Source organism: Paraburkholderia sp. CNPSo 3274 (assembly GCF_024206475.1).
GTDB lineage: Bacteria > Pseudomonadota > Gammaproteobacteria > Burkholderiales > Burkholderiaceae > Paraburkholderia.
Window position 1 is genome coordinate 74,725 of record NZ_JAMBPR010000040.1, and the last position, 11,073, is coordinate 85,797.

General features: G+C 64.3%; 9 protein-coding genes. All 9 read left to right on the forward strand.

Annotation, left to right across the window (positions count from 1 at the left end):
* The first annotated feature begins 2 nt into the window (after positions 1-2).
* The 9 genes from M3I54_RS25755 to M3I54_RS25795 all read left to right on the forward strand — a co-directional run bounded on the left by M3I54_RS25755 (position 3) and on the right by M3I54_RS25795 (position 10,633).
* Entirely contained in the window at positions 3-1,931 is a 1,929-nt protein-coding gene (locus M3I54_RS25755) for a (Fe-S)-binding protein (RefSeq protein ID WP_254341103.1), read from the forward strand.
* Between the two features lie 4 nt (positions 1,932-1,935).
* Complete coding sequence (locus M3I54_RS25760) at positions 1,936-3,105, forward strand: electron transfer flavoprotein subunit alpha/FixB family protein (RefSeq protein WP_254341127.1); 1,170 nt, start codon at positions 1,936-1,938, stop codon at positions 3,103-3,105.
* Positions 3,102-3,914: an electron transfer flavoprotein subunit beta/FixA family protein gene (locus tag M3I54_RS25765; RefSeq protein WP_254341129.1), complete on the forward strand. Its 813-nt coding sequence runs from the start codon at positions 3,102-3,104 to the stop codon at positions 3,912-3,914. The genes M3I54_RS25760 and M3I54_RS25765 overlap by 4 nt, the downstream gene beginning before the upstream one ends.
* Before the next feature lie 49 nt (positions 3,915-3,963).
* Positions 3,964-5,205 (forward strand): aromatic ring-hydroxylating dioxygenase subunit alpha, encoded by a 1,242-nt coding sequence (locus tag M3I54_RS25770; protein ID WP_254341131.1) that lies wholly within the window; start codon positions 3,964-3,966, stop codon positions 5,203-5,205.
* Between the two features lie 35 nt (positions 5,206-5,240).
* Complete coding sequence (locus M3I54_RS25775) at positions 5,241-6,386, forward strand: hybrid-cluster NAD(P)-dependent oxidoreductase (RefSeq protein ID WP_254341132.1); 1,146 nt, start codon at positions 5,241-5,243, stop codon at positions 6,384-6,386.
* 112 nt (positions 6,387-6,498) lie between these two features.
* Positions 6,499-7,359 carry a glycine betaine ABC transporter substrate-binding protein gene (locus M3I54_RS25780; protein ID WP_254341134.1) on the forward strand — a complete coding sequence of 287 codons (861 nt, stop codon included), beginning with the start codon at positions 6,499-6,501 and terminating at the stop codon, positions 7,357-7,359.
* A 178-nt stretch (positions 7,360-7,537) separates the two neighbouring features.
* A complete protein-coding gene (locus tag M3I54_RS25785; RefSeq protein WP_254341136.1) occupies positions 7,538-8,707 on the forward strand; it encodes a glycine betaine/L-proline ABC transporter ATP-binding protein in 1,170 nt (389 codons plus the stop codon).
* Positions 8,700-9,596, forward strand: a complete 897-nt coding sequence (choW, locus tag M3I54_RS25790; protein ID WP_254341138.1) for a choline ABC transporter permease subunit — start codon at positions 8,700-8,702, stop codon at positions 9,594-9,596. The genes M3I54_RS25785 and choW overlap by 8 nt, the downstream gene beginning before the upstream one ends.
* Positions 9,597-9,640: 44 nt before the next feature.
* A complete protein-coding gene (locus M3I54_RS25795; protein WP_254341140.1) occupies positions 9,641-10,633 on the forward strand; it encodes a GlxA family transcriptional regulator in 993 nt (330 codons plus the stop codon).
* The last annotated feature ends 440 nt before the right edge of the window (positions 10,634-11,073 follow it).

The following is an 11,073-nucleotide window of genomic DNA, read 5'->3' on the forward strand; positions in this document are numbered from 1 at the left end:
CCATGAATCCGACCTGGCTCATTACCGCGCTGCTGTGGGTGTCGATGGCGGGGCTCGCGTTCGCGGTCGCGAAGCGTGCCGCTTTCTGGCGGGCGGGGCGCGCCGCTGTCCCCAGCTCCGTAGGCGTCGGCAAGCTGTTCAGTATCCCGAAGCGTTATTTCGTCGATCTGCACCACGTAGTGGCGCGCGACCCGTACATCGCGAAGACTCACGTCGCTACCGCGGGCGGCGCCATTGCGGCGCTCGCGCTCGTGTTTATCAACTATGGGTTCGCGATCTATTCGCCGTGGCTCGACAAGCTGATCTTTATCGCGGCGCTCGCCATGCTGATCGGCGTGGTGTTCGTGTGGCGCCGCCGTCACGCGAAAGCGGTGCCGGCGCGCCTCTCGCGCGGGCCCTGGAATACGCTGCCGTGGCTGCTCGGTTCGTTCGCGCTGGGCGTGGCGCTCTTCACGGTCGTACCGGCGGGCGCCATGTCGGGCGGCTTCGCGGTGCTTTGCGCGGTGCTGATCGCCGTGGGCGCGTTCGCAATGACGTTCGGTGCGGCGCACGGCGGCCCGATGAAGCATGCCGTGGCGGGGCTGCTGCACCTCGCGTTCCATCCACGCCAGGAGCGCTTTTCGGCAACGCGCGAGGGCTGGACCGGCAACGGCACGGCCACGCCGCCCACGGCGCTGAAGCTCCCCGACATCGAAGAGAAGCAGGAATATGGCGTGGCGAAACCCGTTGAGTTTCGCTGGAACCAGCTGCTGAGCTTCGACGCGTGCGTGCAGTGCGGCAAATGCGAGGCCGCGTGCCCCGCGTTCGCTTCGGGCCAGCCGCTCAACCCCAAGAAGCTGATTCAGGATCTCGTGGTCGGCATGGCGGGCGGCACCGATGCCGCCTATGCGGGCAGCCCCACGCCCGGCATCAAGGTCGGCCAGCATAGCGGCGCGCCGAATGGCCCGATCGTGTCAAGCCTGATCGAAGCGCAAACGCTGTGGTCCTGCACCACCTGCCGCGCCTGCGTGCAAGAGTGCCCAATGCTGATCGAGCACGTGGATGCCATCGTCGATATGCGCCGCAACCAGACGCTGGTGCACGGCGAAGTGCCGGGAAAAGGCCCGGAAGTGCTGGCCAACCTGCGCGAAACAGGCACGGCGGGCGGCTACGACAAGGCGGCGCGCTACGACTGGTCGGTTGATCTCAACGCGCCCGTGGCGCAACCGGGCAAGCGCGTAGACATACTCGTGGTGGCGGGCGAGGGCGCGTTCGACATGCGCTATCAGCGCACGCTGCGCGCGCTCGTGAAGGTGCTCAACAAGGCGGGCGTGAACTACGCAGTGCTCGGCGCGCGGGAAACCGACACTGGCGACGTGGCGCGCCGTTTAGGCGACGAAGCGACATTCCAGCGCATGGCCAGGCAGATGATGACGACGCTCGCCTCGCTGAACTTCGCGCGCATCGTCACCGCCGATCCGCACGTCATGCACAGCCTGCGCAACGAGTACCGCGCGCTTGGCGGGCGTTACGAAGTGCTTCATCACACGACCTACCTCGCGGAACTCGCCGAGACCGGACGCATCGCGCCCAAGGCCGTGCAGGCGCTCGCGGAAAAGCGCACGACCTATCACGATCCCTGCTATCTGGGCCGCTACAACGGCGAGACCGAAGCGCCGCGCAAGCTGCTCAAGACCATCGGCATCAAGGTCGTGGAGATGGATCGCAACGGCATGCGCGCACGCTGCTGCGGCGGTGGCGGCGGTGCGCCGCTCACCGATATCCCCGGCAAGCAGCGCATTCCCGACATCCGTATGGCCGACGCGCGCGCAGTCAATGCCGACGTGGTCGCCGTGGCCTGCCCGCAGTGCACGGCGATGCTCGAAGGCGTGGTGGGCCCGCGCCCCGACGTGCTCGACGTGGCCGAACTCGTGGCCGCCTCGCTGGAGTGAATCGATGAATATCCTCAAACGAATCGATCCGCGCCGCCCCTTCGTCGTCACGGCGGCGGGCCTCAAGCGCATCACGCTGGGCGAAGCCGGCAGCGCGGACGCGAGCGATGGGCAATGGCTCACGCAGCATGCGCACGAAGGCGCCGCGAAGCCACGCCGTGTGGTGAGTCATCCGGATCATGTCCTGCTCGTAGTCGCTCACGCCGAACGCGGCGCGCTCGACGATCACGCATGCCAGGCCATTGCCGCCGCCGCGCTGCTGGCCGATGCGCAAACCGAAGTCGCGCTGCTCGTGTTCGGTGAACTGAAGGACGATGCCGGGGCACTCGGCGTGGACAAGCTGATTGAACTGCCTGGTTTCGAGCGCCGCACGTTCGCGCCGGAGATCGGATTGCGCGCGCTGCAGGCCTGCGCGGCGGCGCTCGCGCCGAAGCACGTGTTCCTGCCCGACAACGCCAGCGGCGACGGCGACCTCGGCCGCCGCTATGCGGCCGTCGTGGGTGCGAGCGTGGCGACCCATGTAGTCGAGATCGATGCGAAGCATGTGGGCGTGTATGAACAGGCGAAGCGCGCGTGGGCCGCGCGCTCGCTGCCCGACGTGATCCTGCTCGCGCCGGGCGCTGTCGAGGCGAAGCTGCCTTTCGTCGGCGCGGGCGACCGCCTCGCGGGCGAATTCATTCGGCCGGTTACCGACATCGCGTCGCCATACAAGGACCTCGGCCTTGAATCCATCGACGCTGCCCAGGTCGCGCTCGAAGAAGCCGATTTCATCGTCTCGGCGGGCAACGGTGTAACGGACGTTGCCGCGTTCGGACGGCTCGCGGGCGCATTCGGCGCGGCAATCGGCGCGAGCCGCGTGGCGGTGGACAACGGTCACTTCACGCGCGACAAGCAAGTGGGCGCAACGGGCAAGACGGTCGAGGCGAGCGTGTATATCGCGTTCGGTATTTCGGGTGCCGTGCAGCATTTGCAGGGCATCAAGGACTGCCGCCATGTGATTGCCGTGAATCTCGACGGCAGCGCGCCGATTGCGAAGCGCGCCAATTTAACCGTGGTCGGCGACGCGCAAGGCACGATCGCCGCGCTGATAGATCAGGTGCAAACCGCACGCGCACAGCATGGCGGGGCGAGCGCCGTACGTGACGAAACGCATTCTGCAGGAGTCGCCGCATGAACGCACGCCATGATCCTCAACGTGGAATCGAGCGCATTGCGGTGCTCGTGTCTGTGGGGTGTCACCCCGTGAGCGGCGCGCCGCGTTATAGCCGCAACGATGCGCTCGCGCTCGGCCTCGCGCGCACGCTGGCCGAGCGGCATCACGCGCGTCTCGACGTGCTGCACGCAGGCGACGCCGCCGATCCTGCGCTCGCCGAATACCTCGCGCTAGGCGCGCACGAAGTGGAGGTGCTGGCCTGCGCGCCTTCCGGCGACGCGGCACGCGTGCTCGCCGAACGTGTGCGTGGCTACGACCTCGTGTTGACCGGCACGCGCGCCGAGGGCGCGCACGACAGCGGCACGCTACCGTACCGTGTGGCGGCTGCGCTGGGCGTGCCGATCGTGGGCGGCGCGGTGGACATCGACATGGACGTCGCCACGCGCGCCGCCGTGGTTCGTCAGTTTCTGCCCAAGGGGCTGCGCCGTCGTGTGCAGACGGCGCTGCCCGCGGTAATCGCCGTGCATCCGCTCGCGAACGCCCAGCCCCGTTACGCCTATGCGCGGCTGCGCGCGGGCGCGGTGCGGCCCGCGAGCGCAACGCGCGTGAACGCCGCCGAATCCACCGAAGCGGCCGCATGGACGGTTGGCCCGATCGAGCGTAAACCCGTGCGGCTCGCCGCTGCGGAGAAGCGCTCAGGCCACGCGCGCATGCTTTCGGCGACCACGACGGAAAGCCGGGGCGGCAACGTCGTAATTGAAGGGAGTTCGGTCGAAAAAGCACAAGTGATCCTCGCGTATTTGCGGGAGCATCAACTCATCGATTACTGATTTTGCTGGCCTGTCGGCAACGAACTGGGATGAAAAATCCGGAGCACATATGAAAGTAACGGCAGAGATTCGCGCGCTGATCGAGCGCCGCCAAGCGGGTTACAGCCTGGAGGCGCCTTTCTACCTGAGCGAGGAGATTTTCGCGCTCGATATGGAGACGATTTTCCGGCAGCACTGGATCGAGGTCGCCACGGAAGCGGAAATTCCCGAGCCGGGCGACTACGTGACCGTCGATCTGGCGGGCGACTCGATCCTGATCGTGCGCGACGACGACATGCAGGTGCGCGCGTTCCACAACGTCTGCCGCCACCGCGGCGCGCGCCTGTGCAACGAAGAGAAGGGATCGGTGGGCAATATCGTTTGCCCGTATCACAGCTGGACCTACAACCTCACCGGCGCGCTGATGTTCGCCGAGCACATGGGCGAGCAGTTCGACCGCTGCAAGCACAGTCTCAAGAACGTGCATGTGGAAAGTCTCGCGGGCCTGATCTTCGTGTGTCTCGCCGAAGAGCCGCCCGCCGACTTCGAGCTCATGCGCGCCGAGATGGAGCCGTATTTGCTGCCGCACGACCTGGCGGGCTGCAAGGTTGCGGCGCAAGTCGACATCATCGAGAAGGGCAACTGGAAGCTCGTGATGGAAAACAATCGCGAGTGCTATCACTGCGTGGCGAATCATCCTGAGCTGACGATTTCGCTCTACGAATATGGCTTTGGCTACGCACGCACGGACGCCAACGCAGAAGGCATGGACGCGTTCGAGCGTACCTGCAACGAGCGCGCGAAGCAGTGGGAAGCGATGGACCTGCCATCGGTCGAAATCGAAAAACTGCTGGATGTCACGGGTTTTCGGACGCAGCGCCTGCCGCTCGACCGCTGCGGCGAGTCGCAAACGCTGGACGCGAAGGTCGCCTCGAAGAAGCTGCTCGGCGAGTTTCGCACGGCCGATCTCGGCGGCCTCTCGTTCTGGACGCAGCCGAATTCGTGGCATCACTTCATGAGCGATCACATCGTGTCGTTTTCCGTGATTCCGCTTTCCGCCGGCGAAACGCTCGTGCGCACGCGCTGGCTCGTTCACAAGGACGCGCGCGAAGGCATCGATTACGACGTGGAGAACCTCACCGCCGTGTGGAACGCGACCAACAACCAGGACCGCACGCTCGTGGAGTATTCGCAGCGCGGCGCGGCGAGCAGCGCGTATGAACCGGGTCCGTATTCGCCGTACACGGAAGGACTCGTGGAAAAGTTCTCGGCCTGGTATATCGGCCGCCTCGCCCGGCAGATTGGCGCATAACGCACACGCGTAAAGCAATGAGAGCGGAGTTTGACATGATGCGAGACGCGGCCCAATTCAATCCACTCGACGCCAGCGACAGCCGGGTGACGCGCCCGGCGTTCTGGGGTGCGCTGCCCGAGCGGTGGACGAGCGAGGTCGAGGAAACCCTCGTGTGCTGCCACGTATGGCAGGAAACGCACGACGTGAAGAGCTTTTTCCTGCGCTCGCCGCAGGGCCGCACGTTCTCGTTCGAGCCGGGGCAGTTCCTCACGCTCGAACTCGAGATCGACGGCGAGGCCATCAACCGGTGCTATACGATTTCGTCGTCGCCCGCACGGCCTCATACCCTTTCCATTACGGTCAAGCGCGTGCCGGGCGGCAAGGTGTCGAACTGGCTGCACGACAACCTGCGGCCAGGCGTTTCGCTGCGCGTGCTCGGGCCGGCCGGCGAATTCACGTGTGCGCGCCACCCCGCGCCGAAGTATCTGTTTCTTTCCGCAGGCTCCGGCGTTACGCCACTGATGTCGATGAGCCGCGCGCATCACGATCTCGCGGAGGACCGCGATATTGTTTTCGTGCACAGCGCCCGCACGCCCGACGACATCATCTTCGCGCGCGAGCTGGAACTGATCGCTTCGAGCCTCGCGAATTTCCGCACGTCGTTCGTGTGTGAAAGGGTGGGCGCGCGTACCGACTGGTCCGGCGTGACCGGTTTTCTCTCGCTGCCGCTCCTGAAGTTGATTGCCCCGGACTTCATGGAGCGCGAAATCTTCACCTGCGGGCCCGCCCCCTATATGAAAGCCGTGCGCGATCTGCTCGACGAAGCGGGCTTCGCGCGCGAACGCTACCACGAAGAGAGTTTTTCATTCGAAACGCTTACGGCGGAAGCCGAGGCGCCGGTGGAACAGCCCCCGGCGGATTCGTCGGTCGAAACCGCCAGCTTCAAGATCACCTTCGCGAAGAGCCGCCGCGAGATTCAATGCGGTGCACAACAAACCGTGCTCGATGCCGCGCGCCAGGCCGGCGTGCGCCTGGCTTCTTCGTGCAGCCAGGGCATGTGCGGAACCTGCAAGGTCAAGCTCGTTTCCGGGCAGGTGGAGATGAAACACAGCGGCGGTATACGCCAGCGCGAGATCGATCAGGGCATGGCGCTGCTGTGCTGCTCGAAGCCGCTGTCCGACCTCGTCGTCGACAAATAGCGCGCGCGTCGCGCAACGACAAGAACACGTCGTAAATCGACGTTAGCGGCAGATTGTGGCGGGCGAATCTGCATAGGCACGGGGCGCTTGCCCATATCACAGGAGATCGACCATGAAGCAGGCTGGAAAACTCTTTTGGACCGGTGTGTTATCGGCGGTGGTGAGCTTGAGCACCCCGGCGTTTGCCGACGGCAAGCCGACCTTGAAGATCGGTTATGTCGAAGGCTGGGACGACAGCGTCGCGACGTCCAACGTGGCCGCGCGCATCATCGAGAAACGCTATGGCTATCCGGTGCAGCTCGTGCCCGTGGCCGCGGGCATCATGTGGCAGGGCGTGGCGCGCGGCGACCTCGACGCGACGCTTTCCGCGTGGCTGCCGGTGACGCAGGGCGCGTACTGGGCGCAATTCAAGGACAAGGTGGTCGACCTCGGCACGAACTTCACCGGCGCGAAGATCGGCCTCGTGGTGCCCGACTATGTGAGCGCGAAGAGCATCAGCGATCTCAACGCGGACAAGTCGGCGTTCGGCGGACGCATCGTCGGGATCGACGCTGGTGCGGGCGTGATGCGCAAGACCGACGAGGCCGTCAAGCAATACGACCTCAGCTACAACGTGATGCCGAGTTCGGGTAGCGCGATGGCGGCCGAACTGGCGCGTTCGGTGGGTTCGAAGAAACCCGTGATCGTCACGGGCTGGACGCCGCACTGGATGTTCGCCAAGTACAAGCTGCGCTTCCTCGACGATCCGAAGAACGTCTACGGCGCGGCCGAGCACGTGGACAACGTGGCCAACCCCGAGCTCGAAAAGAAGGCCCCGCAGGTGGTGACGTTCCTGAAGAACTTTCAGTGGAAGCCGGGTGAGATCGACAGCGTGATGCTCGCGATCCAGAACGGCGAGAAACCCGACGCCGCCGCCGACACGTGGATCGCCGCGCATGGCGACCGCGTGAACGCCTGGGCGGGCACGCAGTAATCGCAGGTAAAAAAACGGCAGGGGGCCCGCCGCGGCCCCGCCAGATCAGTGCCCATGGCGGGCCGTGTCGCATTTGCGTAAGCGTCTGTCGCAATTCGCCATCCCGACAGGGTTTTTTCTGGCAACCATGTAGACATACCGTGCGGGCCGGCGCCTGCCGTTCGAGGAGACGGAGTCGATGAAATCCCCCAAGATCGTGGTCGATGGATTATGCAAGGTGTTCGGGCCCAACCCGAAGCTTGCACGTGAGCTGCTCGCGAAGGGCGCGACGAAAGACGAGCTGTTCGCCAGGACCGGCTATGTGCTCGGTGTGAACAATGCCTCGTTCGAGGTGCACGAGGGCGAGATTTTCGTGCTGATGGGCCTGTCCGGCTCGGGCAAGTCGACGCTGATCCGGCTTATCAACCGGCTCGTGGAGCCCACGGCCGGCAAGGTCATCATCGACGGGCGCGATATCGCGGCCGTGCGGCGCTCGGAACTGGTCTCGCTGCGCCGTACCGATATGAGCATGGTGTTCCAGTCGTTCGCGCTCATGCCGCAGCGCAGCGTGCTTGCGAATGCCGCGTTCGGCCTCGAAGTGGCGGGCGTGGGCCGCAAGGAGCGCGAGCGGCGCGCGCTGGCCGTGCTGGAGCAGGTCGGCCTCGCGCCGTTTGCACAGAAGCTGCCGGCCGAGCTTTCGGGCGGCATGCAGCAGCGCGTGGGCCTCGCTCGCGCGCTCGCGGTGAATCCCTCGCTCATGATCATGGACGAAGCGTTCTCCGCGCTCGATCCGCTCAAGCGCAAGGAAATGCAGAACGTGCTGCTGCAACTGCAAAAAGAGCAGCGCCGCACGATCATGTTCGTTTCGCACGACCTCGAAGAGGCGCTGCGCATTGGCAGCCGTATCGCGATCATGGAAGGCGGACGCATCGTGCAGATCGGCACGCCACAGGAAATCATCAGCAATCCTGCTGATGATTATGTGCGCGCGTTCTTCGACGGCGTGGACACGAGCCGCTATCTCACCGCAGGCGACCTCATGCAGCGCGAAGCCGTGCCGCTCATCCGCTCGCTCGACGCGAAGAGTGTGGCCTCGTCGCTCCACGGTAGCGCCGATTACGCGTTCGTGCTGGACGCGCAGCGCCGCATCAGCGGCTGTGTCACGCGCGATGCGATCGGCGCCGCGCAGCCAGCGCTGAAGAAAGTCGAATGCATCACGCTTGGCACGCCGCTGGAGCAAGTGGTCTCGCGCGTGTGCGCGAACACGACGGCGCTGCCCGTGGTCGACGACGAGGGCCGCTATTGCGGCTCCATCGATCAGGCCGCCGTGCTGAAGGTCATTACGCGTAATCGAGGTGCCCATGTCTGAGATCATTCCCGTCGGCCAGTGGGTCGATCAGTCGGTTCATTATCTGCTCGACCACGACGCCAACAGCTTCGACGCCGTGGGCAAGGCAATCGAGAGTTTCGCCGCCTTCGTCGAACATGGCTTGCAGGCCATCCCCATGTGGGCGCTCATGGCTTTCTTCATCGCAATCGGCTTGTGGCGCGTGGGCTGGCGCTTCGCGATCTTCGCCACCTGCTCGCTATTGCTGATCTACGCTACGGGCTTCTGGGATCAAACCGTCGTGACGCTCGGCCTCACGCTCTCGTCAACGGTGATCAGCCTCGTGATCGGCATTCCACTTGGCATCTGGACGGCGAAGAGCAAGGTCGTGCAAACCATCGTGCGGCCCATACTCGACCTGATGCAGACCATGCCGGCCTTCGTCTATCTGATTCCTGCCGCGATGCTGTTTGGTCTCGGCCGCGTGCCCGGCATCCTGTCCACCGTGATCTTCGCCATGCCGCCCGCCGTACGCCTCACGAGCCTCGGCATCAAGCACGTGAACCGCGAGATCGTCGAGGCGGGGCAGGCGTTCGGCTGCACGCCGTGGCAGCTGCTGTACAAGGTGCAATTTCCCAATGCGCTGCCGTCCATCATGCAAGGCGTGAACCAGACCATCATGATGGCGCTTTCCATGGTCATCATCGCTTCGATGGTGGGCGCAGGTGGACTCGGCAACGACGTGCTCGCGAGCATTCAGCGGCTGGATATTGGCCTCGGTTTCGAAAGCGGACTTTCCGTCGTGCTGCTTGCCATCATCCTCGACCGCATCACCGAAAGCTTTGGCCGGGCGCCGGGCGCCGTGAAAGCGCCGCTGTTCTCGGGACTCAAGCATCTGATGCGCGTGCGTCCCGTAGTCGTAGAGGCGTAGCCGTTGAAATAACACGATCAACCGCTGTTCCCGAGGAGCGCAATGTGACGACCGACATCGCCGTGCCCGAGCCCGAAACGCGCACGGCATCGTCTCTCAGACATTTCGGTTTCCTGACGTTGCAGAATTTTTCGATGATCGCGTTTTCCAGTGCGGTCGAGGTTCTGCGCATGGCGAACTACGTGGGGCGCGCGGACCATTACCGCTGGTCGATCTACTCGCTCGATGGCGCACCGGCCCGCGCAAGCAACGGCATCACGGTGCGCCCCGCGCAGGCGCTCGACCCGGCGTGCCTGCCCGACGTGCTGATCGTGTGCGGTGGCATTCGCATTCGCGAGATCATGAGCGACGGCGTGCGCGCCACGCTCGCCATGGTGGCGCAGCAGGGCGTGCCGCTTGGCGGCATCTGCACCGGTGCTTACGCGCTGATGGCGAGCGGGCTGCTGGACGGCTATCGCTGCGCCGTGCATTGGGAAGATCTCACGGTTCTGCACGAAGAGTTTCCGCGTGTGCGTTTCGCTGACGAACTGTTCGTCGTCGATCGCGACCGCCTCACTTGCACGGGCGGCACGGCGCCGCTCGACCTGATGCTCGAACTCGTCGGTGCGCGCCTTGGGCAAAGTCTTGCCGCCAAGGTATCCGAACAGTTCATTCTCGAACGGATTCGCGGCTCGACCGATCTGCAGCCCATTCCAGTGGATGCGCGTGTGGGCTTTTCGCGCGCCGAACTGGTGGAGGTCGTGCGGTTGATGGAGGCGAATATCAAGGAGCCGCTGTCGCTTGAGGAACTCGCGCGGCTCGTTCGGCTTTCGCAGCGGCATTTGCAGCGGATGTTCAAGGCTTATTTGAACGTTTCGCCGACGCATTATTACCTCACGTTGCGGCTGAAGCGTGCGCGGGAGCTGTTGCGAACCACCGATACTTCGATTTCTCGTGTGACGGCGATTTGTGGGTTTAATTCACCTTGCCATTTTAGTAAGGCGTATCGGGTTCAGTTTGGGCATGCGCCCAGTCATGAGCGGCGTGGGGTGGAGTGAGGGTTTTTTTGGGGCCTTTGAACCTGTCCGCGTTTTTGTGGGCGAGGCGGTTTAAAAGAACGTTACCCTCGCGCCGTCGTGAATCGGTCGCCAAACAGGATGGCAAACTGGTTCATCGCGGATTTCCAGTCAAAGGTGGCCCGTACCGACTTGGCCAGCACGTTGCGTAGCGCTAGCCAGAGTAGTTTGATTGTAAGCGGTGATTTCAGCACACCGAATAAAGAATCGTTTGCGACAGACGGGCAAGCGCAGCCGTACCGCGATGGTCGGGGTCAACCGGCGATATTCGCGTCGAGGTGATGAGCCTGCGCGTGGGCCAGCACGCCGACGCGCATTCAGTTCGTCAGCCGGTCTCTTCCTTTTCCTTTTGTTGCCGGGCGTAATTGAACGGCAGAAGATCGGTTACATCTGCGTCCGGCGCACGCTGCGGCAACTCGGTG